Genomic DNA, 25253 nt, shown 5'->3' on the forward strand with positions numbered 1-25253 from the left:
CACAAGGCGCGGACGTGGGGTCAGAATTCGGAGGCGGCGTCCAATAGCCATGCGGCCAGATAGCGCGCGAACGACGCCCTGACAAGGACCAGAAAGCCATCACTTTCAGCGATCAGGATGATCTGCGCACGCGCCAGCAGCGTCTGCGCGCACCGCCCAACCGGGAAAACCTCCGGATGCAGATCAAGCCCACACCCATGCGCCAGCAACTCCCGCGCCCGCCCCCCACTCACCCTGATCGCGGTCCGCTGCGCCGACACATCCACCCCCCGCACCTCCGAGGGCCCAACCACCAGCCACTCATCCGGCCCAAGCCAGACCGTGACCGTCTCACCATCCGTCACGGCGGCATTGGCCGGCGTGAGCGGTTCACCACTCCTGACATTGACCTGCTCAAGGAAGGGCACCTCCCGCACGCTCACCCCATCGAACTCGGCGAAGAACCCATCCAAAGGGCTCCTGCGCTCAGGCGCTGGGGGATGAGGGGGAGTGGTTGCGGGTTCGGCCTGCATGGCGGCGCTGCGCTCGGGAGCGGCTCCGGGTTCCGTCTGCGTGGCGGCGCTGCGCTCAAATGCTGGGAGATGAGCGCGGGCGCCTCCGGGTTCGGTCTGTGTGGCGGCGCTGCGCTCAAATGCTGGGAGATGAGCGGGAGCGGCTCCGGGTTCGGTCTGCGTTGCAGGGCTCGGCTCGGGCGCTGGAGGATGCGTCTCTGGGCCTTGAAATCCGGACAGGCTGCCGCTGTCACTCTTGGCGCCGGTGCGGCGAGAACCGTCACCTGCGTAAACGGCGTCGGATAACGGCGAGTAACCCGGTGAACCGCTCGTTCTGTCGGACGTTCTTGGCGGGGAGTCGCCCGCGCCCGTTTCATCGACGGTGTCGGTGTCGTGGCGGGCTTCTTCGTCGGGGTTGCCGTCGCGGCGGGTGCCTTCGGGGTCGTACAGGACGGGGGTGGTTACGTTGGCTTTGGTGCCGTTGAGGGTGGTGAGAGTGGGGTGGGAGCCGGTTACGAGGGCTAGGGCGAAGGTGCGGTTGAGGGTGGCGCTGGTGTAGCTGGAGGTGATGTGGCCGACCATTTTGTTGTCGGCGAGGAGGGCTGCGCCTTCGGGGAGGTGGGTGGTGGGGTTTAGGGGGAGGAGGGCGACGAGGTGGCGGCGGTCGGGGCGGGAGGTGTCCTGGCGGGTGAAGGAGCGTTTGCCGAGGAAGTCGGGCTTCTTTTTGGAGATGATCCAGGTCATGCCGAGGTCCTGGGGGGTGGTGGTGCCGTCGGTGTCCTGGCCGATGATGGGGTAGCCCTTTTCGGCGCGGAGGACGTGCATGGTTTCGGTGCCGTAGGGGGTGATATTTCGGGACATGAGGGCTTCCCAGAGGGCGAGGCCGTACCAGGCGGAGACGTTGATCTCGTAGGCGAGTTCGCCGGAGAAGCTGATGCGGCAGACGCGGGCGGGGATGCCGGCCACCTCGGTATCGCGCCAGGTCATGAACGGGAAGCTCGTCTTGTCGACGGCGAGGGCGGGGGCCAGGTCGCGGAGGACCGCTCGTGAGCCGGGGCCGACGAGGGCCACGGTGGCCCATTGTTCGGTGACGGAGGTGCAGGTGACCCGCAGGTCGGGCCATTCGGTCTGCAGCCACTCCTCCATCCAGTCGAGTACGGCGGCCGCGTTGCCGGTCGTGGTGGTGATCAGGAAGTGGTCGTCGGCCAGGCGGATCGCGGTGCCGTCGTCGAAGACCATGCCGTCGGGGCGGCACATCATGCCGTATCTGATCGAACCGACGGCGAGCGAGCTGATCAGATTCGTGTACAGGCGATCGAGGAACTCGGCGGCGTCGGGGCCGATCACGTCGATCTTCCCGAGCGTGGAGGCGTCCATCGCGGCGACGTTTTCGCGGGCGGCGCGGCATTCGCGGAGTACCGCCGTTTCCATGTCCTCGCCGTTCTGGGGGTAGTACCAGGGGCGCTTCCATTGCCCGACGTTCTCGAACAGGGCTCCGTGGTCGGCGTGCCATTGGTGGAGCGCGGTGATCCGTACCGGATCGTGGAGATCGCCACGATCGCGCCCGGCGAGCGTCGCGAACGACACCGGCAGGTACGGCGCCCGGAATGTCGTGCTACCCACCTCGCCCGGAGTGACCCCGATCGCGTGCGCGACCAGCGCCGCCGTCAGTGCTCCGGAGGTCTTCCCCTGGTCGTGTGCGGTCCCCGCGGTCGTGTACCGCTTCACATGCTCGACCGACGTGAGCCCCGCACCCGTGGCCCGCCATATGTCGGCAACGGTTACATCCCGCTGAAGGTCCACGAAATGCCGCGAGTAATCATCAGCCGGGACGAACCACAGGACCTCGCCGCCGTGATCGATGTCTCCTCGCGCGGCGCCCACCACCTCGACAGCCTGCGGAGACCCATCCGGGACCAGCGCGCCCAGGGACTCGTCGTATCGCAGCGTCCCGCCCGACTGGCTGAACAGGTGAACAACAGGGTTCCAACCCCCAGACACCAGCAAGAGATCGGCCGAAAGCTCCTGACTGCTGAAATCGACGCCCGAAGCCTCCCGAGGACTGACAACCACGGAAGCGAGCTCATCGCATCCCCGCGCCTCAGTCACGAAATATCCGGCAAGCACCTCAATACCGGCCGCCTGCGCCCGACTCACCCACTCCTCACCAGGAACCCGCCGAGAATCCACGATCGCCGCGACCGCAACCCCCGCCCCCGCCAACTCCAACGCGGCGGCATAAGCACTGTCATTGGTCGTGAACACCACCGCCCGCCGCCCAGGCAACACCCCAAACCGGACCAGATACTCCCTAGCCGCCCCCGCCAGCATCACCCCCGGCAAATCATTCCCCGCGAAAGCGATCGGCCGCTCCAGCGCCCCAGTAGCGAGAACCACCCGCTTAGCCCGAATCCGCCACACTCTCTCCCGAGCCACCCCCGGCGACGCACCAAACCCAAGATGCCCAGTCCTACGCTCAACTGCCACCAGATAGTTGTCGTCGTAATACCCCACCACGGTCGTCCGCCCAAGCACCCGAATCCCCGCCCCAACCAGCCCACCGACCTCCGGCGGTTCTGTCGGCCCACTGACCTCCGTTGGTTCTGCCAGCGCACCGAGCTTCCGCGGTTCTGCCAGCCCACTGAGGTTCGTTGGTTCTGTCGGCGCACCGAGCTTCCGTGGTTCTGCTGGAGCGCTCAACGGAATGCCGCTGACGTTCTTGGCGCCGGTGCGGCGAGAACTGTCACCTGCGTAAACGGCGCCGGATAACGGCGAGTAACCTGGCGAACCGCTCATTCTGGTAGGTGCTCTCAGGCCCTCGGCTGTAACCGGCTTTGAGTCGGCGATGATCACCCGGGCTCCGGAACGTTCGGCCTCCAGCGCGGCTGCCACTCCCGCACGACCAGCCCCGATCACCAGCACATCGCAATGCGCGTAAACAGCGTCATACCGTGCCGGATCTGGCTGATCGGCGAGTCGTCCCCGCCCGGCTAGGCTGCGCGCCACCAATCCGTCATAGAGGTCTACCGTTGTCGCCAAGACCATCGGCTCGGGAAATGGTGCCTCAATCTGCACCACCGCATTTGGCTCTTCGACGCCAGCGGAGAAAATTCCCCGAGGCCGCCCTAGGACCGGGCTCGTCCCGACTCGCCGAACACCATTGGCCAGCAGCGCGGACGCGAGCGTGTCTCCGGGATGTCCGCTGTACTCCTGGCCATCGAAAACGAACCGGAGCACCCGCGTCCGGTCGATGGTCCCCAGTTCGGGATGCCTGTTCACCCGATCACCGGCCGGGGCTCTCCAGGCAGATAAACAGCCTGAATCCGATTGGTCCGGGTGTCCCGCACCACGTTGAACCACCGGCGGCAGCCTGCCGAATGGCTCCACCGCTCCGCGAACGATCCTTCCGGATTCTCCCGGAAGAACAAATACCGTCCCCATTCCTCATCCGACAACGCGGCTGGATCCTCCGGATAAGCCACATGAGCCTGCCCGCCATAGTGAAATTCAACTTCATCGCGCTGCCCACACCAGGGGCAAGAGATAAGGAGCACGGGGGCCCTCCACAGCATGACATACAGGGAAATTCGGGGACGATGGGACGGGGCCCTATAGGGAAATTCGGTGGGGACGGGATGGGTGTATGGCGAAATTCGGTGGGGACGGGATGGGCTTATGGAGAAAGTCGGTAGATGGTGGAATGGGCATGTGGGGAAAGTCAGTGGGCGACGGCGGCGGCGCCGTGTTCGTCTACCAGGGCGCCGGTGGTGAAGCGGTTGAGGGTGAAGGGGGCCGCCAGGGGGTGGGGGGTGTTGTGGGCGATGGTGTGGGCGTAGCACCAGCCGATGCCGGGGGTGGCTTTGAAGCCGCCGGTGCCCCAGCCGCAGTTGAGGTAGAGATTTTCGACGGGGGTGAGGCCGATGATGGGGGAGGCGTCGGGGGAGACGTCCACGATGCCGCCCCAGGTTCGCAGGACGTGGGCGCGGGCGAAGATGGGAAAGAGTTCGAGGGCGGCGGCCATCTGGCGTTCGATGATGTGGAAGGCGCCGCGGCGGCGGTAGGAGTTGGCGGCGTCAATTCCCGCGCCCATGACCAGCTCGCCTTTGTGGGCTTGGCTCACATAAACGTGCACCGCGTTGGACATGACAACGGTGGGATGAACGGGTTCGAGGAGCTCGGAAACGAGCGCTTGGAGCGGATGGGTTTGCAGGGGGAGATCTATTCCAGCGGTTTTGGCGACAACCGAAGTGTGGCCCGCAGCGGATAGCGCGATTTTATTGGCGGTTATCCGGCCGCGGGTGGTCGTTACAGCGGTGGCGCGACCGTCGGTTACTTCTATGCCGGTTACTTCGCAGTGTTCGATCAGATCGACGCCCAGGTCGGAGGCGGCTTTCGCCAGCGCCCAGGCGACGTTGTCGTGTTTGGCTATACCGGCCCGCGGCTGGTAGGTCGCGCCGAGCACGGGATAGCGGACGTCAGGGCTCACATCGACGATCGGGCAGATCTCTTTGACCTGCTCTGGGTCCAGCCATTCGGCGTCCACCCCGTTGACACGATTGGCCTCGACCCGGCGGACTCCATCGCGGACATCCTGCAGGCTATGTGCCAGATTGAGCACACCACGCTGGCTGAACAGCAACGGATACCCGAGATCCTCCTCCAGCCCCTCCCACAGCTTGAGCGCGTGCTCGTAGATCCCCGCGCTCTCATCCCACAGATAATTGGACCGAATTATCGTGGTGTTCCTGGCCATATTCCCCCCGGCCAGCCACCCTCGCTCCAGCACCGCCACATCCCCGATGCCATGATTTTTCGCCAGATAGTAGGCCGTAGCCAGCCCATGCCCACCCGCACCCACGATGACCACGTCGTAGGCCTTCCGCGGCTCCGCCGACCGCCACAAACGATCCGGATGCATCGTTCTCCCTCTAACCGCGCAGGCGTTCCATAGCCGGATCGAACAAAGGCTCCGCCGCGACAACCGCGTCCACCAGCCGATCGAAGTAACCGATCCGCACACCCGTCCCCGGCACGGAAAGCTCAGCGGGAAGCCACGCATACGCGATACCCCGCCCGATCGTGTAGCCATAAGCCGCGCTGGTGACATACCCCACCGCATGCCCATCGTGATAGACGGGCTCCTTCCCCATGACCACGTCGTCCAGCACCAGACACGTGAGCTTCCGCCGCACCGACTCCTTACGCTCCAGCACCGCGTCCCGCCCGATGAAGTCGCCTTTCCCCAGCTTGACCGCGAACCCCAGCCCCGCCTCGTACGGATCGTGCTCGAAGGTCATATCCACCCCGAACGACCGATACCCCTTCTCCAGCCGCAAGCTCGCGAACGCCCCCCGCCCCGCCGCGATCGCGCCTTCCCGCATAAGCGTGTCCCAGAGCTTGAGCCCCATGTCAGCCGTGGTGTAGATCTCCCACCCCAGCTCCCCGACATACGACAACCGCAGCATCGTCACCGGAACATGCCCGACATATCCCCGAGCCCCCCGGAAATACCGAAGCGCCGTCAGATCGACACCCGTCAGCGGCTGCACCAGCTCCCGCGCCCGCGGCCCCCACACCCCCAGACAGCACGTGCCCGCCGTGATATCCCGCACGAACACATCACCCGGACGATGCCGCTCGAACCAGTCCAGATCCAGCTCCCCGTTCGCACCGACCTGGTAGTGATCCACACCCAGCCGCGCCACAGTGACATCACTGCGAATCCCGCCATCCACATCGAGCAGCAGGCAATACGTCACCGACCCGATGGATTTATCCACATCCCCGGTCGTCAGCCGCTGCAGGAACGCCGTCGCGCCAGGCCCGCTCACTTCCAGCCGTTTCAGCGCGGTCATGTCGTAAAGGGCCACACCCTCCCGGGTCGCCTTGGCCTCCGCCCCCACGATCGGCGACCAGTACCGGGCAGCCCAGTCGTTCGGCACATACGAAGGAGCGGGCAATCCCTCGTTGACGCCGTACCAATGCGGGCGTTCCCACCCGGACGCCTCCAGGAAGAACGCGCCGAGCTCGCGTTGCCGTACCTGGAAAGGACTGGTGCGAAGCGGACGCGGGTCCTCCATCGGCTGGAGCGGATGGATGATGTCGTAGACCTCGACGTAGTTCTGGCAACCGCGGGCCAGGACGTACTCCGGGGCGAGTTGGTGTCGTTCGAAGCGGTTGACGTCGCATTCGTGCAGATCGATGGTGGAACGTCCGTCGACGAGCCACTCCGCCATCGCCCGCCCGACTCCCGCCGAGTGCGTCACCCACACCGCTTCGGCCACCCAGAATCCGCGTACGTCCCGGGATTCGCCCATCAGTGGCATGTTGTCGGTCGTGAAGGAGAAGAGCCCGTTGACGCCTTCCTCCACCTTCGCGTTACGGGTGGCGGGCAGCAGCGCCTGCGTCTCGGTCCAGGCGTCCGCGAAGTCGTCCGGCGTGAAGGCCATCAGCGACGGCATCACCTCGGCCGCGTCCACAGAAAGGATGTCATCGGCGGAAACAGGCATCGGCCGATGCCCGTAATATCCGACCCCAAGAGTCCCGTTCCGATCCCGGTAATAAAGATCGGCATCCTGATGCCGCAGGATCGGCAGGCTCGCCACCACATCCCCGGCCAGCTCCGGCAACCGCCCGGTCCACGCCAGCTGATGCGCCAGCGGCGTCAACGGCAGCTCCATCCCCACCATCCGCGCCACCCGGGGCCCCCAGATTCCCGCACAACACACCACGACATCCGCCGATATTTCCCCTTTATCGGTGACGACTCCGGTCACCCGGCCGTCCACGGCGACGACGTCGAGCACCTCATGCCGCGCCAGCACCCGCACCCCCCGCTCCTGCGCACGCGCCAGCTGCGCCGCCACAGCGGGCACGGCCAGCGCCAGCCCGTCACTCGCGAGGAACAACCCCCCAAGAACCCGCCCCGCATCCAGCAACGGATGCCGGGCCACACACTCCTCCGGACTCAGCAGCTCAGCCTCGAGCCCCCACGAGGTCGCCCACCCGTACCGCCGATGCAACTCCCGCAGCCGCTCCGGCGTGGTGGCCACCTCCAGCCCCCCGACCTGCAGGAAAGCCCCCAACCCCACGAACTTCTCGACCGTGTAGCGGGCCATCTCCGCCATCGCCTTCGACCCGTTGGTCTGAAAGACCAGCCCCGGGGCATGCGACGACGACCCACCCGTAGCCGGCACATCCCCTTGATCGACCACGGTCACATCGGTCCACCCGCGCGCGGACAGCTCGTCGGCGAGCGCCGCGCCCACCACTCCCGCGCCGATGACGACAACGCTCGGGCCCGCCATAGCCACCTCCGCTGTTGCAATATGCGCAACTAACCGCGTTTGCCGCAACAAGCGTCCCGTGCTGCTCACGGGGTGTCAAGCAGCACGGGACGCCTGGAAACTCAGCTCGCCGGCAGCCAGGTCTTGATCTTGGCCTCGTTGTCGGCGGCCCACTTCGCGGCGGCCTCCGCCGGGGTCATCTTGTCCTCAGAGATGTACTTCGCCACCAGATTCTGGTCGTCGTTCGTCCAGCTGAAGTTCTTGATCAGCGTGTACGCCGGACTCCCGGAATCCGCGAACTTCTTGCTCACGACCTTGTCCAACTCGTACAGCGGATAGTCACACGCCACCTTCGCGGCATCCGCGTCACACCCCGCCGTATAGGCCGGAAGGTTGATCTTCACCAGTTTCAGCTCGGACAGGAACCACTGCGGTTCGTAGAAGTAGCCGATGATGGGCTTCTGCTCCTTCTCCGACTGCCGGAACGCGGTGATCAGCGCCGCCTCGCTCCCGGCGTAGACCACCTTGTAGTCGAGCTTGAGGTTCTTCACCAGGGCCTCGTCGTTCGTCACGAACGAGGGGTCGCCGTCCAGCAGCTGCCCCTTGTCGCCCGACTCGGAGGTCTTGAAGAGCTCGGCGTACTTGTTCAGGTTCTGCCAGTCGGTGATGTCTGGATATTTCGCGGCCATCCATGGGGCGACATACCAGCCGATCACACCCTTATTCCCGGTCAGTCCGGCTTCGAGCGCGGTCTTCTGCTCCTGGATGTATTTCTGCTTCAGGTCGTCGTGGCCCCAGTTCTCCACGACCGCGTCGACTTCGCCGGTCCCGAAGCCCTGCCAGGCGACCTCCTCCTTCAGATCCTTCTTGACGACCGTGCAGCCCAGGTTCTTCTCGGCCACATGCGCGATGACGGCCGCGTTCGCCTCGTACCCGACCCAGGGATTGATCGCCAGGTTGAGGGTCCCGCAGGCCGCGGCCGACCCGGCGGCCCCGGTGCCGGGCGCGGCGCTGGGCGCCTCGCCGACCTTGGCCCCGCCGCATCCGGCCAGCACCAGCACGGCCCCGGCCACCACGCCTATTCGTCGAATTGCCATCAGTCCTCCTTGATCACCCCGAGTCGGTTCGTTCTGGCCTGGGCCGCACGCGCGCACGGTCCAAGACGATCCCCAGCACGACGATGGCCAGCCCCGCCGCCAGGCCCTTGCCGCGCAGTTGGTGCTGGGAGAACCCGGCGACCACGTCGTAGCCGAGCGCCCCCGCGCCGACCAGTCCGCCGACCACCACCATCGACAGCACGTAGATCAGCCCCTGGTTGGCGGCCAGCGCGACCGCGCCGCGGGCCATCGGGAGTTGCACCTTGGTGATGAGCTGCCAGGAGCTCGATCCGGCCGAGCGGGCCGCCTCGACCGTGGCCGGGGGCACGCCCCTGATGCCTTCGGCGACCAGCTTGATCGCGACGGGGGCCGCGAAGACGACGGCCGCGATGATCGCGGTGAACCGAGTCGGCCCGAATAGGCCGAGGATCGGGACGAGATACACGAAGGCGGGCATGGTCTGCCCGGCGTCCAAAACCGGCCGCAGCACCGCGTCGGCGCGGTCGCTCCTGCCGATCCACACGCCGGTGGCCACGCCGAGCGCCATCACCAGAATCGTCGCGACCAGCGTGGCGGCCAGGGTGACCATGCTGTCCTGCCAGAGCCCGAGCCCGATCAGCGCCGCCAGACCGGCCGCCGCGATGATCGCCGCCCGGGTCCCGCCCACGAGCGCGGCCATGCCCACCCCGACCGCGAACACCAGCCACCAGGGCGAACCGGCCAGCAACGACTCGAACGGGTTGAGCAGGCCGTAGGTGATCACGTTCTTGAGCGCGTCGGTGAATCCGGACAGGCTGTCCTGAACCCAGACACTGGCCGCGTCCGCCGCCCGCCGGACATAGGACCCGATGTTCGCTCCGGCCGGGAATTCCGCCGCCCACACATAGGTATAGGACAGGTAGCCCAGCACGGCCGCGATCCCCAGCGCGACCGCCACCTCCACCCGCCGGAAAAATACCGATCTCAGGCGTCCGGTACGGCGCTGCGTCTCCACCCGATGGCTCGCCGCCGTGGTCGCCCGATCGAGCACCACCGCCATGATCACAATCGCCAGACCGGCGTTGAAGGCCGCGCCGATATCCAGCGTCTGGAGCGCTTTCAGCACGGTCTTGCCCAGCCCCGGCGCGTCGATCAAGGCCGCGATCGTGGCCATCGACAGCGCCGCCATGATCGTCTGGTTGACGCCGACGACGATGGTGCGCCTGGCCAGCGGGAGCCGTACATGCCGGAGCGACTGCGCCGACGTGGCGCCCAGCGACGAGCTGGCCTCCAGCGTCACCGGGGACACCTCGCGGATGGCGTGCGCGGTGATCCGGATCGCCGGGGGAATCGCGTAGATCATCGTGGCGATGGTCGCGCTGGCCGGGCCGATCAGGAAGAACAGCGTCAACGGCGCCAGATACACGAACGTCGGCATCGTCTGCATGAAATCCAGCACCGGCGTGACGAACCGGTTAAAACGCCCGCTCAGCCCCGCCCACACGCCCAGCGGAATCCCCACCGCCAGCGAGTACGCCACCGCGGTCAGCGTCAGCGCGAGCGTGTCCATGCTCTCCGCCCAGAGCCCCAGCAGCCCGAACGACACGAACCCGGCCACGGTCAGCAACGCCACCCGGATATTTCCGAATATGTACGTCACGGCGGCCGCGAGCGCCACCACGCCCAGCCAGCCGAGCACCGGCACCGGACGCCCGAACGACGGCTGGCTGATCAGCGCCTGCACGAATTTAACGGACTCATCCAGGATGAGCCGGATGTAGTTGACGAAGTACAAGAAGAACGGATTGCTGTTGCGGTTGTCGTCGACCGTGTCCCACGCCTCGTTGACGCCCTCGTGCAGCGGCGTCAGCTCGGCCCCGCCCAGCGCCAGCGTGTCCCGGCCGGCCAGCAACGCGTGCCCGAGCACCCACGCCGCCACGATCGCCCCGGCCAGGTAACGGCGGGCGGGCAACCGCGCGGGCACGCTGAGCGTGATCATCTTGCGATCATTTCGAGGATCTCGGCGCTGGTGACGACGCCGAGCAGCTCACCCTCGCGGACCACCCGCACCGGGCGATCGGCGGACAGAACCGTGTGGACCGCCTCGCGAATCACCAGATCGGGCGCCAGTTCGGGCCCGTCCAGCGGCTCGTCCGGCAGCGCCTCCCGCATGATCCACCGCAGGGTCAGCACATGCGACCGGGGCACATCGCTCACGAAATCCCGCACGTAGTCGTCGGCGGGCGCGCCCACCACCTCGTCCGGGGTGCCCATCTGCACCAGCGCGCCATCCCGCATGATCAGAATACGATCGCCCAGTTTGAGCGCCTCGCTGAGATCGTGCGTGATGAACACCATCGTCTTGCCCACCTCGTGGTGCAGCCGGATGATCTCGTTCTGCATCTCGCGCCGGATCAGCGGATCCAGCGCCGAGAACGGCTCGTCGAACAGCAGCAGATCGGGATCCACGGCGAGCGCCCGCGCCAGCCCCACCCGCTGCTGCATGCCCCCCGAGAGCTGGTCCGGATAGGAGTTCTCGAACCCGGTCAACCCCACCAGTTCCAGCACCTCGCGGGCCCGCTTGTAGCGTTCTGGCCGCGCGCTGCCGCGGATCTCCAGCCCGTACGCGACGTTGTCCAGCACGCACCGATGCGGCAGCAGCCCGAAATGCTGGAACACCATCGCCAGCCGATGCCGCCGCAGCTCCCGCAGCCGCCTCTCGTCGGCCTGCCTGATGTCCGCCCCATCGAAGAGGATCTCGCCGGCGGTCGGCTCGACCAGCCGCGTCAGGCATCTGACCAGCGTCGACTTGCCCGACCCCGACAATCCCATCACGACGAAGACCTCGCCGGGCCGTACCGTGAAAGAGACATCCCGGACGGCGGCCACGCACCCCGTCCGCTCTTTCAACTCCTGCCGCGACAGCGTGCTGCCGACGGCGCGCTCCGGCTTGGGCCCGAAAACCTTCCACAGGCCGCGTACGTCGAGGACGGGCTGATCTTTCATGGGCACCTAGGGTTTGCGGTAGAAGGGGGTGTGCTGCGGGGGTAACGGGGTGTTGCCGAGAATGAGATCGGCCGCCTTCTCGGCCAGCATCATGACCGGGGCGTAGATGTTGCCGTTCGTGACGTACGGCATCGCGCTCGCATCCACCACACGAATCCCATCCAGACCGTGCACCCGCATCGTGTCCGGGTCAAGCACCGACATGTCATCCAGACCCATGCGATTCGTGCACGACGGGTGCAGCGCGGTCTCCCCGTCCCTGGCCACCCAGTCGAGAATCTCCTCCTCGCTCTGAACGCCCGGCCCTGGGGAGATCTCTCCGGTGCTGTACGCCTTGAGCGCCGGTTGCTCGAGAATCGACCGGGCGACCCGCACGGCTTCCACCCATTCGCGGCGATCCTGCGCGGTCGACAGGTAGTTGAACCGCAACGCGGGATGTTTCCCAGGATCGCTGGAGGTGATTTTCACCGACCCGCGCGCGTCGGAGTACATCGGCCCGACATGCACCTGATACCCGTGCCCACCCGCCGGAGCGGAACCGTCATACCGCACGGCGAGCGGAAGGAAGTGGAACATCAGGTTGGGATAGGGCACGTCCTCGTTACTGCGGACGAACCCGCCCGCCTCAAAATGATTGGTCGCGCCGGGCCCGCTCCGGAGGAACAGCCATTGCGCGCCGATCCACGGACGATGCCGATATTTCAGGTACGGCTGCATCGACACGGGCTGTCCGCACCCGTGCTGGATGTACACCTCCAGGTGGTCCTGCAGGTTCTCGCCCACACCGGGCAGATGATGGACCGGCGTCACGCCCACGGCGCGCAGTTCCTCCGCGTTTCCCACCCCGGAGAGCTGCAGCAACTGCGGCGAGTTGATCGCGCCGCCGGACAGGATGATCTCCTTGCCGTGGATCCGCTGACCATCGCATTCCACGCCGACCGCGCGGGTCCCCTCGAACAGCACCTTCGTGACGAACGCCCGCGTCCTGACCGTCAGGTTCTTCCGCTTCCGCGCCGGATCGAGATACGCCCGCCGCGCCGACCACCGGCGACCCTTCCGGATGTTCCGGTCAAACGACGCGAACCCCTCCTGCCGGAACCCGTTCACGTCATCGGTCAGCGGATACCCGGCCTCCTGCACCGCCTCGAAGAACGCCGGGAACAACGGACTCGACGCGGCCCCGCGCTCCAGCACCAGCGGCCCTTCATGCCCCCGGAACTCGGTCCCCGGATCCCCCAGACAGTTCTCCATCTTCCGGAAATATGGCAAACAATGCGCGTAATCCCAGCTCGACATCCCCGGATCGGCGCCCCACCGTTCGTAGTCGAGCGGGTTCCCGCGCTGGAAGATCATCCCATTGATGCTGCTCGACCCGCCGAGCACCTTCCCGCGCGCGTGGTAGATCCGCCGGTCCCGCATGTACGGCTCCGGCTCGGACTCGTACTTCCAGTCGTAGAACCGGCTCCCGATCGGGAACGTCAGCGCGGCGGGCATGTGGATAAACACGTCCCACGGGTAGTCCGGCCGCCCGGCCTCCAGCACGAGCACGCGCGTCCCCGGATCGGCCGACAGCCGATTCGCCAGCGCGCACCCAGCCGAGCCGCCGCCAACGATGATGAAGTCATATGTCATGACCCCTCCGCTTTTGGCCGAATCGTAGCGTCATACGCACCACGTTTCACTACTAGCAACAGAGATTTAATCGTTCTTGCCGGGCGGCTACAGTTGCGCCATGGGCAACGAGAGCGGGGGCGTCCAGTCCGTGGACCGCGCCATCTCCGTGATGGAGATCCTGGCCCGCAAGGGCGAAGCGGGCGTCAGCGAGATCGCCGCCGAAATCGAGGTCCACAAGTCCACCGCTTTCCGCCTGCTCGGCGCCCTTGAAGCCCGCGGCCTGGTAGAACAGGCCGAGGATCGCGGCAAGTACCGCCTCGGCTTCGGCCTCATCCGCCTCGCCGCCGGCGTCGACACCCAGCTCGACATCACCCAGCGCGCCCGCCCCACCTGCCAGCGTCTGGCCGAAGAACTCGGCGAAACCGTCAACATCGCCGTCCTCCGCTCGCTCTACGCCGTCAACCTCGACCAGGTCCGCGGCCCCTCCGCCGTCACCGCCCACAACTGGGTCGGCCAGCTCACCCCCCTCCACGCCACCTCCAGCGGCAAGATCCTCCTCGCCCACGCCGCCCCCACCCTCCTCGAGCAAATCACCCTGGAACGCTTCACGTCCCGCACCATCACCTCACTCCCCGACCTCGAAAAAGAACTCACCACCGCCCGCACCCGCGGCTACGCCATCACCCTCGAAGAACTGGAAGAGGGCCTCAACGCCATCGCCGCCCCCATCCGCTCCTTCCACGGCGAGGTGGTAGCCGCCATCAGCGTCTCCGGCCCCGCCTACCGCCTAACCGAACAACGCGTCCACGACTCAGCCCCCACCCTCCTCACCGCCGCCTCCGAAATAAGCACCCGCCTCGGCAACACCCACGACCGCCCCTCCGGCCCGTCGAACTCATCAACTCCCTAGTCCGAACCGGCCGGTCAGCCACCCCGATACCGGGGTGACGGAACGGCTTGACTGGCGATTCGCGTTCGTGGCGATAATGCCTAGCCCGTATTCCGCGCTTGCCGCGGGTCCTGTTGGGAGCATGGGCTTGGGGGCTTTAAGGCAGGTTGACGAATAACGCGCAGAACATCGGCCTAGCTGGGCGTGACCCAGATCCGGGCAGAGGGTCCAAAGCGGCGTGGAGGTACAGCTTGCGTGTCGTGCGGAGTTGCGTGATCGGCCTGCTGGCAGCCATCGTAGCTGCGTGCTCGTCCGGCCCGTCTCTGGAGGAAGCCGGCTCCATACTCGTCCGGGACGGCAATGCCGTCATGGCTTGGGACAACTGGGTGGACGAGAGCATCACCAACGTGGGCAGCCGCGACGTCTACTGCAGTGACGATAGTGGGTTCAAGCGCGTTTTCACCGCCACTGGTGAATTGCCGACTCTTAACCCCGACCCGGACAACAAGCTCGACGGAGCGGCGAGGCAGATCGGAGCCAGATTCGCCGAACGAGGTTACTTGCCAGATATCAGCAGCCTTGACCAATCAGACCTCACTGACGTGCGCACCATCGTCTGGCTCAAAGAGTCGGCCGGGCTACGGTTCTTCTTCACCCTGACGCTGCCATCGGACACGAGGATCTCCGCGCACATCAAAGGCGAGACCAGCTGCGGGTAGTCTGCCGGTCGAGCCCGATGCAGAGCGCAGGGTTATCGCTAATTTTCGTAGTCTTTCGCCGTCACCGCAGAGAGGCTACTGGTGGCTCCGTCGGTTCCCTCTTCGATCTTCTTGTCAAAGGTTGAGCCGTCACCTGCCTTGTCCGTGGAGTCCGACCACGCCTCGAACATCTCGAATTCTTTGCTGTCCCTGAGAAGGTAGTCCAGCGGAAGTGGCTTGCCGTCCTTCATCAGGGTGGTCGGCCACGGTGGATCGGCGGGGTAGCCTCCCTCCCACAACCTGGTGGCGATCTCGTAGCGCTGCGCCAGCATCCATTGGTCGCGCTCGCTGTCAAGCTTGCCTACTCGGGTGTTCGCCTGGTCTCCTTCCTCCCAGGAGTCCAGGTTCTTGCCCGTGGCGAACATGCCCGCCTGCCAGCCGAACCACCGCGCCGTTTTCTCGGGATCGGGACCGGGTAGCACGTTCAGCATGACGGAAGCGGGATCGGCGATGATGCCGCGCATCCTCTCGTCGAACGCGTCCATGTCCCCGCGAACCTTCAGCGCTGCGGCGTACTCCACGCCCATCAGGTCGCCGATCGCGCTTGCCATTACTTTGAAGTAGCCGGGATCCTTGGGCGGATCGCCCTGTATGGCTTCGCCATCGAGCCGGGCGGCTTCAACCAGGAGGTTACGGCGTAGCTCGCCCATGGCCTGGTCGAACCTGTCCGTGCTCCGCTCATCGGCGACGAAGGTCTTCAGAAAGCCATAGGTATCTCGCGGACTCAAATAGAAGCCCGGCGTCAGCCCTGGAATCGTCGAAAAGTGGGGCGGCGCGGTCATGCTGGAGGTGCGGGAGGCGCCGTCGTCGATGATCGCGCTGGCGAGTAGTTCGTGCTGGTAGGAGGCGGCGAGTTCGGCCATCGAGTCCTGGGCGGTGTGCGGGATGTCCTGGCCGAAGGATGCGACCGTGACGATCGTGTCGAAGGCGAAGCTTGCCGCGTCGGCGCTGTGTGCGCCCGGCTGCTCGTGGATGCCCGATCCTGTCGCCAATGCCCGGCCAAGCGCGTCCGCGATGTCATCGTCACCCTGCTGGGCGTACTTGAACAGCAGATTCATCCGCTCGGGGCGTGTCAGCTCCACCTCGGGGCGGCCCATTTCTGCGAACACCGAACGGACCGCCACCGGATCGTCGGCGATCACCCGCAACGCCAGCGCGACCGAGTCACGCGGCAAGCCGTACGCGCGGGCCTCCGGCACCTCCACACCGCGCCAGTTCCGCGCAGGACGCGCCGCGAACTCGTCCAGCACCAGCCGCGCTGCCCCTGCCAGCACCTCCGGCGGCGCGTCCGACCCCCGCAGTAACGCCAGCCGCTGCCAGGCCACCGCCGGACTCGCCGGAGCCGTCAACTCCCGCTCGTACTCGGCCATCCGGGCGGGCGGCTGGGTGGCCCGCAACGCCGCGCCGAAAACCGCCGAGAACGCCGCCAGATCCTCCCGTGCCGTCGAACTGCCGGTCTCCACCAGCAGGTGCGGCAACGCCTGCCGCAGCTGCGCGGGAAGCGCCGCCACGAACGCGGCCGACGCATCCGCGTCACCGGCCAATTCCGTGAGCTCACCGACGTGCTGATGCACCAACTCACCCTTGAGCGCCGCGCTGAAATCACTGTTGCCGAGAATGCCGGTGCCGAACATGCTCGCCAGGTTCCGGCCTTTGGCGTACGCCTCGGCCAGCGACATCCGCACCTCGGGAATCTGGACGAACCCGGCCCCGCCCAACCGGTTGGCAGCCATCGCCAGGTCGTAGCGGCGGCGCATCACCGGCAACTGGTCCTGCGCCCACGCGCTGATCTGCTCCAACTCGGTCAGCGCCGAGGTGTCCACCCCCAGCCGCGCGAACTCGCCCCGGAAACGCTGCACGAACGCGCGCAACGCACTCGCGTCCGCGTCCATCGACTGGATCATCGCCAGCAGCCGATCCGGATCGACCCCCCGGAACTCGGGGCTGAAGGGAGGCATCACAACCGTCCGGTCATCTGCCGCCGATACCCATCCGCCCGCGACTCCGCCACCCTGACGGGCTGCCCGGCCAGCGCCTCATCGATCGCCGTCGCCAGCCGATCCGACGCCCGCCGCGCCTGGGTCCGCCTCCGGCCGAGGTCATCGCGCCACAGCCGCGCCTCCGGACCCAGCCACGCCAGTCCGCCGCCCATGTCCTGATCGGCCCTCGCCAGCGCCCGCTCGGCCACGTCCATTTCAGCGAGAACCCGGCGCCGCAACTCCAGCAACGCCGCATGCATCGGATTCGCCACCTCAGCCATCCCGGGCCCTCACTCCCGTGTGAATACTCCCTTCCACTCCGTGATTCTTCCTCACCTACGGTCTGGGCGCCCGGCACACTACACAGGACTTCCCCCGCAGCGATATCACCGAAGTCAGTCGGTGGGATGGGCTCCGAGCGTGTGGAGCGCGCGATCACCCGTTCGGCATGTTCCTGGTTCATGTCGCGGTGGCGGCGCTGACCGGCTGGTGGCTGTATCGGGGTGAGCGCGCGGTCTGGCTGATGTTGCGCCTGGGGGCGCGGGCGTCCCTTTCCGTGCTGCGCTGGGTCTTCGCGGTGTTCCACCCGCAGCTCCCGCCCGTACGACGGCAGGTTCCGGCGGCCGAGCCCGAAGTCTTCGCCGACCGTGAGATCGCGAACGCGGTCAGCCGTCGTGGCCCTCCCGTGGCGGTTCTCGCCAGCTGAACCCGGTCGACCCTTTGGTGATCAGGCGCTCCCTGCTGGGTGGCGTTTGGGCCGAGAATTCTCCGTTCCGCCCTGTCGCGGCATGTGACCAGTCGCTGGTTCATCTCCTCACCGGCTGACCTTCAGGCAGCACCGGTTCTTTCCGGGCGGGTCCCTCCGTCCGGCTGTCGTCGTACGCCTTTTCGCGACCCGGAGTACGCCCATGCCCCCAAGCGCCTTACGCCTGTCCCAGGTGATCTGCAGGTACGGAAAGCAGCTCGCGGTGGACCGCGTTGACCTCGACCTCGCCCCCGGCGAGCACCTGGCCGTCACCGGCACCAACGGCTCGGGCAAGAGCACCCTGCTGCGCGCCGTCCTGGGACTTCACCGCGCGGCGGGCGGGGTGATCGAGGTCGCCGGTCGGCACGCGCGCAGCTCCGCCGAGTGGGCGCGGCGCCGCTCGGAGGTGGCCTGGGTGCCGCAGCGACAGGCGGTGGGCCGCGGTTCCCGCTGCTGGCTGACGAGCCGACGGCGGCGCTCGTTTGACGTCCTGTGGCGGGTTCAAGGGCGCCCGGTACGCGTGGAATGATTGCCGCATCATGTCCGCGACCATGCCCCTCCGCCTTGCCCGCGCCGCGGTTTTCGCCGTCGTCTGCGCGGGTCTTAGCGCACTGGCGCATGTCTTCGGCGGAGGTTCGGTACCGGTGCCGGGCCTGATCGGCGGGTTCGGGCTGGCGTTCGCCGCCGCGCTCCCGCTGTCCGGGCGGGAACGGTCGTTCGGCGTGATCCTGGGGCTGCTCGCCGGGCTGCAGGCCGGGCTGCATCTGCTGTTCTCGCTGGCGCACACGATGTCGGCGGCCGAACCGTTCGGGCATGTTCACTCCGGGCTGGTGCCCGGACTCGGGATGCTCGTGCTGCACGGCTGGGCGGTCGGCCTGATCGCGATGTGGCTGGCCCGCGGCGAAGCCGCCCTGTGGGGACTGCTCCGCCGCCTGGTCGTACGGCTCTGCCTGATCCTCGCCGTCCACCCCGACCCCGCCTGGACGTATCGGGTCAGGCCCTGGCGCGCCGAGCCGGCGATCACGCGGTCGGCGCCGCTCCGGCACGCGCTGAGCAGGCGTGGCCCGCCGGAGGTTGTCAGCGCCGCCTGATCCAGGTGGCGCCACTCGTTTCATCGACCCCCGAGGTCGATCTCCTGTGACAACCTCCCAGCTCGTCATGAAAGGCATGACCATGTCTGTTCGCCGTATGGCAGCCCTGTGCCTGATCGCGATCACGCTCAGCGGCTGCGGCTCGGAACCGACCGCCGCCGTCCCCGCTCCCGCCAGCCCGGCCGCCGTGATCACCCCGGCGCCCGCGCCCACCCTGACGATCGTCGACCCCTGGGTGAAGACCACCAAGGAGGGCATGACCGCCGCGTTCGGCACCCTCGTCAACGACACCGACGCCGACGTGGTCGTCGTCTCCGGCGCCTCACCCCTGTCCCCGAAGATCGAACTGCACGAGGTCGTCGACGACGACGGCAAGATGATCATGAGGCCCAAGGAGGGCGGGTTCACCATCCCCGCCCGCGGCAGCCACCAGCTCCAGCCCGGCGGCGATCACATCATGCTCATGGGCGTCACCGAAGAAGTGAAGCCGGGCGCCCAGATCGAGTTCACGCTCACGCTCAAGGACGGCGGGACGGTCACGTTCACGGCAGTCGGCAAGGACTTCGCCGGTGGCAAGGAGGACTATCAGCCCGGCATGGACATGGGCGAGAGCTGATGACCCCGCCGCTCACCCGGCGAGGCCTGCTCGCGGGAGGCGCCGCCACCATGGTCGGCGCCCTCGCGGCGCGACCCACCGGACAAGCGCCTCCCGCCCCGGCCGCCGAGCCGTTCGACGGCGTGCACCAGGCGGGAATCGCGACGCCTCCGCAGGCGCACGCCGTCTTCGCCGGGTTCGACCTGCGGGCCGGGACCGGCCGGGAGGCGATCGGCCGGTTGCTGCGCCTGCTCACCGACGACGCCCGCCGGCTGACCGCCGGCCGGCCCGCGCTGGCCGACACCGAACCCGAACTGGCCACCGTGCCGGCCCGGCTGACCGTCACCTTCGGATTCGGCCCCGGCCTGTTCGCGGCCGCCGATCTGGAGTCGCCGGTACGGCCCCTGCCGCCGTTCAAGACCGATCATCTGCGGAAGCAGTGGAGCGGAGCCGACCTCCTGGTCCATATCGGCTCCGACGACACCCTCACCCTGGCCCACGCGCTGCGAATGATCGTCAAGGACGCGCGGGCGTTCGCCCGGGTGCGCTGGACCCAGCGCGGCTTCCGGCGTACGGCATCCTCCGGCGAGACCCAGCGCAACCTGATGGGCCAGCTCGACGGGACCGTCAACCCCACCGACCTGGACCGGGCGGTGTGGATCTCCGACGGGCCGCAATGGCTGCGCGGCGGGACCACGCTGGTGCTCCGGCGGATCCGGATGAAACTCGAGGAGTGGGACGCCACCGACCGGGTCGGGCGGGAGTTCACCATCGGCCGCCGCCTGGACAACGGCGCTCCACTCACCGGCCGGTACGAACGCGACGAACCGGACTTCGACCAGGTCACCCGGGTCGGGTTTCCGGTGATCTCGGAGTTCGCGCATATCCGGCGGGCGCGTGTGGAGGATCCTGGGCTGCGGATCCTGCGTCGGCCGTACAACTATGACGAAGGGCTCAGCCCGGACGGGCGCTCCGATTCCGGGCTGCTGTTCGCGTCCTATCAGGCGGACATCGAGCGCCAGTTCATCCCCATCCAGCGTCGGCTGGCGGAGGGCGACCTGCTGAACGAGTGGGTCACCACGATCGGGTCGGCGGTCTTCGCCATCCCGCCCGGCTGCTCGCCGACCGGCTGGATCGGCGAGCGCCTGCTCGCCTGACCTGATTTGCGGCTGACGCGCCGCCACCACCCTCCTGCCGCGCGGGCGGGTGGGTGGCGGCGCGTCAGCCGCTCCATGGGCGCAGGCGGGGCAGCCAGCCGGGCACGGCCATCCGATATTCGTCATACGCGGTGCCGAACGTGCGGCGCAGGGCTGGTTCCTCGTGCATGCGGACGAAGAGAAAGAACGCAAGGAACACGGCGGCGGCGTACCAGAAAAGACCGAATTGGCTGAGGAGTAGCGCCTGGCCGATGATGGCCGAGAGGACGCCCACATACATCGGGTTGCGTACGTACCGGTAGAGTCCGCCGATCACCAGGTGCTCGGGAGGCGCGACGGGTGCCGGGGTCCCAGCTCCCTCGGCGACGAAGCGGACGAAAGCGTGGATCAACACGGCGACACCCGCCAGGACGAGCACCGCGCCGACGACGCGGAGCGGGATCTCCGCCCAGGTCAAGCCGTCGGGCAGATCCGACACCCGCCACCGCGTGATCAGCCACGGCCCCAGACCCGCCACACTCCCTGGCGCTACGGCGAAGAAGATCGCACTGCCAATGGCCGCAGGCGTCCTGCGCATGCCATCACACCCCTTAAATCAAATTCATCAGAGGGTGAAATATCTTGCTCGGAGCGTACATCAGGATGATGTTCACGCGGCGAGCTGGGATTGGCAACCTTCGAAACATGGCTGACCGCGACTAGTTCCAGGCCCTCGGCGGCGACAAGAACGCCGCACCGCGCTGGCCGCCGACACCGAAGCAGCCCCGCCAGGCTGAACGGCGGCTACGCTTCACCGACTGAAGGGGGTTCGCCATGGTGTGGGACATTCTCATCGGCGTCTTGATCGCCGTCGCGGCCACCTGGATCGTGCTGGTCATCGGCTTGGCCGTGGTCCGGCCGAAGGGCTCACTCCTGACCGAAGCGCTGCGCATCCTGCCCGACCTGCTCCGGCTCCTACGCCGCCTGGCCGCCGACCGCACCCTGCCCCGCGGCGTACGGATCCGGCTCGGCCTGCTCCTGGCCTACCTGGCGTTCCCGATCGACCTGATCCCCGACTTCATCCCGATCCTCGGCTACGCCGACGACGCGATCATCGTCACCTTCGTTCTGCGCGGCGTGGTCCGCCGCGCCGGCCTGGAGGCCGTACGCCGGCACTGGCCCGGCAGCGATGACGGTTTCACCACTCTGTGCCGCCTCACCGGACTGACCGGCGATCACTAAGTGGCCCGAAGCCGGCACGGGGCCTTTCTCCTGTGCGTGCGTTAATCCCCGGTCTGGTAGCCGCAGGCCTGGATGAGCGACTGTATCTGGGGTGGGTCGAGCAGTTGACGCAAAGACGTCGGCAAATCGTGCCATTCCCGGATGTCGCGGGGGAGGTGCGCGAATTCTTCGCCGACGTACAGGCGGGTGGAGAGCACGTTCGGGTCGAAGGCTCCGGCGTCCAGGCCCGTGTGTCGCGCGATGGCCTCGCAGCTGCCGCCGGGATCGGCGACGAAGTCCTCGTAGCGCAGGCGCAGCACCGGCGGCCCGGCCTCCGGCGCCGCCAGGAAGTCCTCCGCGACGCGCCGCCAGTTCACCACCGCGTCCTCGGTCAGTTGGCGGGTCCAGCGACCATTCGTCTTCCGCTCCCATTCATCCAGGCTCCGGAGCACGTCTCGGGGATCGCGGATGAGCAGGATGACGGCCAGGCCGGGATAGAGCACATGCAGGCGGCGGACGTCCGTCAACGTGTAGCGCACCTCCTTAAAGCCCCAGACAGGGCGGCCGAGGCGGACGGCGGGCTCGATGTACAAGGTGTCGATGAAGCGGTGGAGAGAGTGCAGGATCAGGTCGCGGTCGGGCGTCAGGTTGGCCATCCAGCTTTGGTAGGAGTGCTGCGAGAACTCCGCGCGGGCGTCCCCGCCTAACTCGCGCGACCATGACATCAGGCCATCGGCGGCTTCGAGGATGCGGCCGAGCTGCCCCCCGTGCTCGCCCCAGATGAGAACGCCCGGATGAGAGGTCAGCAGACGCTGCAGGAGCGTGCTCCCGCAACGCTGACCGGCGGCAAGGATGAGCAGCGGCGTGTGTGGTGTGGTCATCTTCTATCTCTACATGCCGCGGGCGCGCAGCAACATCCTTCACAGGCGACCTGCCGCTGCGCGAGACGACCGACGGAGGCGATTTCGGTGGCGGAGAGGGGAGCGACCGCCCTGCGAGGGGACTGCGACAGGATCCGCGACGAAGTTCTCGTAGCGCAGGCGCAGCACCGGCGGCGCGGGTGGCTCGGCTGGGCTGGGCGGTTTGAGAGGGGACCCACCCCCCGCGGGGGACCCTGGCCGCAGCCGCAGGCAGGGCCAACGCGTCGTCCGCGCTTTTGGCCGGAATACCTTGCCGGGGAGCGATGAGTTCGCGGGAGGGCCGGGATCTGTCTGGGTGAGAGGGGCCGCACCGGCGGTCCTGGAGCTGGAGGATGCAATGAACCCCGACCCGATCATCGGTCTGCTGGAACGCGACTTCGACACCACCACAGCGCTGCTGGCGTCAGTTCAGGCTGACGGCTGGGCCAAGGCAAGTCCCTGCGCCGGCTGGACGGTTCGCCAGGTGGGCAACCATCTGGTGGGCGGGCTCGCCCTGGTAGCGCGGATCGCGAGCGGCGGCTCGGCCACGCCCGAAGAGGCGGACCCCCAGCGGGCGGCCGACATCGACCACCTGGGCGCCGAACCCGCGAAGGCGTTCGCGGCGGTGGCCGAGCGCTGCCTGGCGGCCTTCGCCGCGCCCGGCGCGCTGGAGCGCGCGTTCCCGTTCCAGCCCGATCCCGTCCCCGGGGTGGTGCTGGTCAACGTCTGCCTGCTTGAGTCGCTCGTGCACGGCTGGGACATCGCGTACGGCACCGGGACGTCCGTCAAGCCCGAGGACACGGTGGTCGACGCGGTGGCCGCCTTCAGCTACCAGACCATCGGCGCGGAACGCCGTACAAACGGACAGTTCGGACCCGCGCTGCCCACCGGACCGGCGGACCCGCCTTTCACCGCCTTGCTGGCCCACCTGGGACGACGCGCCTGACCCTCCTCGATCAGGGCCGGATCCCACCGGTCCGGCCCTGAGCCGTCAGGAGCGACCTCGACCGTTGGCGTGAACCACGGGCAGGTCGAAGAACCGCAGCAGCGTCGGGTCGGGGAATCCCGTGATCGAATCGATCCCGTCCGCCGTGAACGTGAAGACCACCAGCCCGTACGCCGGACAGGGCCCGCCATCCTCGCCCGGCAGATAGGCCGCCAGCGCCAGGTGACCATTCGCCTGGGTGACCGTCACCGCTCCATCGGCCGGAATGGCGGCGAAGAACCCCGCGACCTGCTCCCGGCCCCGGATCACGGCATCCTCCGGCGGCATCCTCAAGACCGCGTCCTCATGCAACAGAGCCGCCAGCGCCGCGATGTCACAACGTTGCCACGCCTGAACGAACCGCCCGAGCACCTGCTCATCCCGCCGATCCAGCGACCGCGGCGTCCCGGTGATCGTGCCGAGCGTGCCGCGGGCCCGCTGCAGGGAGCTGTTGACGGCAGGCACACTACATCCCAGCAGGTCGGCGACCTCAGCCGCGCTCCAGCCCAGCACCTCCCGCAGGACCAAGGTGGCCCGCTGCGTCGCGGGAAGCCGTTGCAACGCCACGATGAACGCCAGAGCCACGCTCTCCCGCGTCTCGGCGACCATCGCCGGGTCACCCCCGGTCAACTCATCGAGCAGCCGATCCGGGTAGGGCTCCAGAAACCCGACCTCGCCCGCGACCACCGGCAGCCGCCCCTTGCGCTCGATGGCCTTCAGGCAGGTCGTCGTCGTGATCCGGATCAGCCAGTGCCGCAGCGGCGCACGCCCCTCGAAGGAATCCAGCGCCCGCCAGGCCCGCAGCAACACCTCCTGCAGCACCTCTTCGGCGTCGTGATAGGAGCCCAGCATGCGATAACAGTGCACGTGCAGCCCCCGCAGGTGCGGTGCCACCAGATTCCGGAACGCCTCACCATCACCACGCCGCGCGTCGGCGAGCAACGCCGCCTCAGCCTGCTCGGCGGCCACAACCCCATCCACGCCCCTCACCATAGCCAAGCCCCACGACAGAACGACGCTCGCCGTGACAAGCCAGCAGGCTGGGCGTGGCCGGATGTTCGGAGCAGGGCGACGGCCCTCTATCCAGGCACGTGGTGAGCGTCCTTCACGCCGCCGAGTATGTGCTCCCGTCCCCATGCGCCGAGCGGCGCCAGCGCCCTGTTAAGCGAGACGCCAACCGAAGTCAGCGAATACTCGACCCGGGACGGCACCTCGTCGTACACCTCGCGGTGCACGATGCCGTCCACCTCCAGCTCCCGCAGATGGGAGGCGAGCACCTTCTCGGTCACCCCCGGCAACCGCCTGCGCAGCTCGCCGAAGCGGCACGTCCGTTCGCCGAGCTCCCAGAGGATCAGCACCTTCCACTTGCCGCCGATCACGTCCATCGCCGCGTCGATTCCGCAGACGTATGCCCCCGGTCTCCGCACGGTCGCCATGGCCCATCCCCCTGCCTGCTCACTCACCCCGGAGTAACCACCCACT

The 25253-nt window shown here is 67.5% G+C and carries 23 protein-coding genes; 9 read left to right on the forward strand and 14 right to left on the reverse strand.

What is annotated here, in order from left to right; translation table 11 throughout:
* Positions 1-20: 20 nt before the first annotated feature.
* The 8 genes from Amac_RS57115 to betA all read right to left on the reverse strand — a co-directional run bounded on the left by Amac_RS57115 (position 21) and on the right by betA (position 13491).
* Positions 21-3770: a 2Fe-2S iron-sulfur cluster-binding protein gene (locus Amac_RS57115; protein ID WP_373869790.1), complete on the reverse strand. Its 3750-nt coding sequence runs from the start codon at positions 3768-3770 to the stop codon at positions 21-23.
* A complete protein-coding gene (locus Amac_RS01085) occupies positions 3767-4063 on the reverse strand; it encodes a sarcosine oxidase subunit delta (protein WP_373869791.1) in 297 nt (98 codons plus the stop codon). The genes Amac_RS57115 and Amac_RS01085 overlap by 4 nt, the downstream gene beginning before the upstream one ends.
* A gap of 146 nt (positions 4064-4209) precedes the next feature.
* Complete coding sequence (locus Amac_RS01090) at positions 4210-5409, reverse strand: sarcosine oxidase subunit beta family protein (RefSeq protein WP_155352349.1); 1200 nt, start codon at positions 5407-5409, stop codon at positions 4210-4212.
* Between the two features lie 10 nt (positions 5410-5419).
* On the reverse strand, positions 5420-7798 hold the full coding sequence (locus tag Amac_RS01095) for a GcvT family protein (RefSeq protein WP_155352350.1): 2379 nt from the start codon (positions 7796-7798) through the stop codon (positions 5420-5422).
* 101 nt (positions 7799-7899) lie between these two features.
* Complete coding sequence (locus Amac_RS01100; RefSeq protein WP_155348616.1) at positions 7900-8874, reverse strand: ABC transporter substrate-binding protein; 975 nt, start codon at positions 8872-8874, stop codon at positions 7900-7902.
* Between the two features lie 13 nt (positions 8875-8887).
* Complete coding sequence (locus Amac_RS01105; RefSeq protein ID WP_155352351.1) at positions 8888-10852, reverse strand: ABC transporter permease; 1965 nt, start codon at positions 10850-10852, stop codon at positions 8888-8890.
* On the reverse strand, positions 10849-11859 hold the full coding sequence (locus Amac_RS01110; RefSeq protein ID WP_155352352.1) for a quaternary amine ABC transporter ATP-binding protein: 1011 nt from the start codon (positions 11857-11859) through the stop codon (positions 10849-10851). Before Amac_RS01110 ends, Amac_RS01105 begins: the two co-directional genes overlap by 4 nt.
* 6 nt (positions 11860-11865) lie before the next feature.
* Positions 11866-13491, reverse strand: coding sequence for a choline dehydrogenase (betA, locus tag Amac_RS01115; protein ID WP_155352353.1), 1626 nt, complete (start codon positions 13489-13491; stop codon positions 11866-11868).
* Between the two features lie 100 nt (positions 13492-13591).
* Between betA and Amac_RS01120 the strand changes: the two genes are divergently transcribed.
* Positions 13592-14383, forward strand: a complete 792-nt coding sequence (locus tag Amac_RS01120) for an IclR family transcriptional regulator (RefSeq protein ID WP_155352354.1) — start codon at positions 13592-13594, stop codon at positions 14381-14383.
* A gap of 251 nt (positions 14384-14634) precedes the next feature.
* A complete protein-coding gene (locus Amac_RS01125) occupies positions 14635-15081 on the forward strand; it encodes a hypothetical protein (RefSeq protein WP_155352355.1) in 447 nt (148 codons plus the stop codon).
* Between the two features lie 38 nt (positions 15082-15119).
* On the opposite strand, the gene Amac_RS01130 is transcribed toward Amac_RS01125, so the two are convergent.
* Both Amac_RS01130 and Amac_RS01135 read right to left on the reverse strand, forming a co-directional pair.
* The gene (locus Amac_RS01130; protein ID WP_155352356.1) at positions 15120-17078 is read right to left on the reverse strand and encodes a hypothetical protein; all 1959 of its coding nucleotides are present in this window, start codon (positions 17076-17078) and stop codon (positions 15120-15122) included.
* Positions 17078-17380 carry a hypothetical protein gene (locus tag Amac_RS01135; protein ID WP_155352357.1) on the reverse strand — a complete coding sequence of 101 codons (303 nt, stop codon included), beginning with the start codon at positions 17378-17380 and terminating at the stop codon, positions 17078-17080. Before Amac_RS01135 ends, Amac_RS01130 begins: the two co-directional genes overlap by 1 nt.
* Before the next feature lie 167 nt (positions 17381-17547).
* On the opposite strand from Amac_RS01135, the gene Amac_RS01140 reads away from it, so the two are divergent.
* From Amac_RS01140 to Amac_RS01160, 5 genes are all read left to right on the forward strand, one after another.
* Positions 17548-17805: a hypothetical protein gene (locus Amac_RS01140; RefSeq protein ID WP_155352358.1), complete on the forward strand. Its 258-nt coding sequence runs from the start codon at positions 17548-17550 to the stop codon at positions 17803-17805.
* A gap of 202 nt (positions 17806-18007) precedes the next feature.
* Complete coding sequence (locus Amac_RS01145; protein WP_218040816.1) at positions 18008-18373, forward strand: ATP-binding cassette domain-containing protein; 366 nt, start codon at positions 18008-18010, stop codon at positions 18371-18373.
* 10 nt (positions 18374-18383) lie between these two features.
* Positions 18384-18935, forward strand: coding sequence for an MFS transporter (locus tag Amac_RS01150; RefSeq protein ID WP_155352359.1), 552 nt, complete (start codon positions 18384-18386; stop codon positions 18933-18935).
* 76 nt (positions 18936-19011) lie between these two features.
* The gene (locus Amac_RS01155) at positions 19012-19551 is read left to right on the forward strand and encodes a copper chaperone PCu(A)C (RefSeq protein ID WP_246267999.1); all 540 of its coding nucleotides are present in this window, start codon (positions 19012-19014) and stop codon (positions 19549-19551) included.
* Positions 19551-20687, forward strand: a complete 1137-nt coding sequence (locus tag Amac_RS01160; RefSeq protein ID WP_155352360.1) for a Dyp-type peroxidase — start codon at positions 19551-19553, stop codon at positions 20685-20687. Before Amac_RS01155 ends, Amac_RS01160 begins: the two co-directional genes overlap by 1 nt.
* 64 nt (positions 20688-20751) lie before the next feature.
* Here Amac_RS01160 and Amac_RS01165 read toward each other — a convergent pair whose 3' ends face one another.
* A complete protein-coding gene (locus Amac_RS01165) occupies positions 20752-21264 on the reverse strand; it encodes a methyltransferase family protein (protein ID WP_155352361.1) in 513 nt (170 codons plus the stop codon).
* 236 nt (positions 21265-21500) lie between these two features.
* Here Amac_RS01165 and Amac_RS01170 point away from each other — a divergent pair, with 236 nt between their 5' ends.
* Complete coding sequence (locus Amac_RS01170) at positions 21501-21908, forward strand: YkvA family protein (protein ID WP_155352362.1); 408 nt, start codon at positions 21501-21503, stop codon at positions 21906-21908.
* Between the two features lie 41 nt (positions 21909-21949).
* On the opposite strand, the gene Amac_RS01175 is transcribed toward Amac_RS01170, so the two are convergent.
* Entirely contained in the window at positions 21950-22768 is an 819-nt protein-coding gene (locus Amac_RS01175; protein ID WP_155352363.1) for a sulfotransferase family protein, read from the reverse strand.
* 376 nt (positions 22769-23144) lie between these two features.
* Between Amac_RS01175 and Amac_RS01180 the strand changes: the two genes are divergently transcribed.
* The gene (locus Amac_RS01180) at positions 23145-23732 is read left to right on the forward strand and encodes a TIGR03086 family metal-binding protein (protein WP_155352364.1); all 588 of its coding nucleotides are present in this window, start codon (positions 23145-23147) and stop codon (positions 23730-23732) included.
* Positions 23733-23777: 45 nt separating this feature from the next.
* Here the strand turns inward: Amac_RS01180 and Amac_RS01185 are convergent, their stop codons facing one another.
* A complete protein-coding gene (locus Amac_RS01185) occupies positions 23778-24752 on the reverse strand; it encodes an RNA polymerase subunit sigma-70 (protein WP_170322246.1) in 975 nt (324 codons plus the stop codon).
* Between the two features lie 98 nt (positions 24753-24850).
* Positions 24851-25207, reverse strand: coding sequence for a winged helix-turn-helix transcriptional regulator (locus tag Amac_RS01190; protein ID WP_155352366.1), 357 nt, complete (start codon positions 25205-25207; stop codon positions 24851-24853).
* Between the last annotated feature and the right edge of the window lie 46 nt (positions 25208-25253).

The sequence above is a fragment of the Acrocarpospora macrocephala genome, from assembly GCF_009687865.1.
GTDB lineage: Bacteria > Actinomycetota > Actinomycetes > Streptosporangiales > Streptosporangiaceae > Acrocarpospora > Acrocarpospora macrocephala.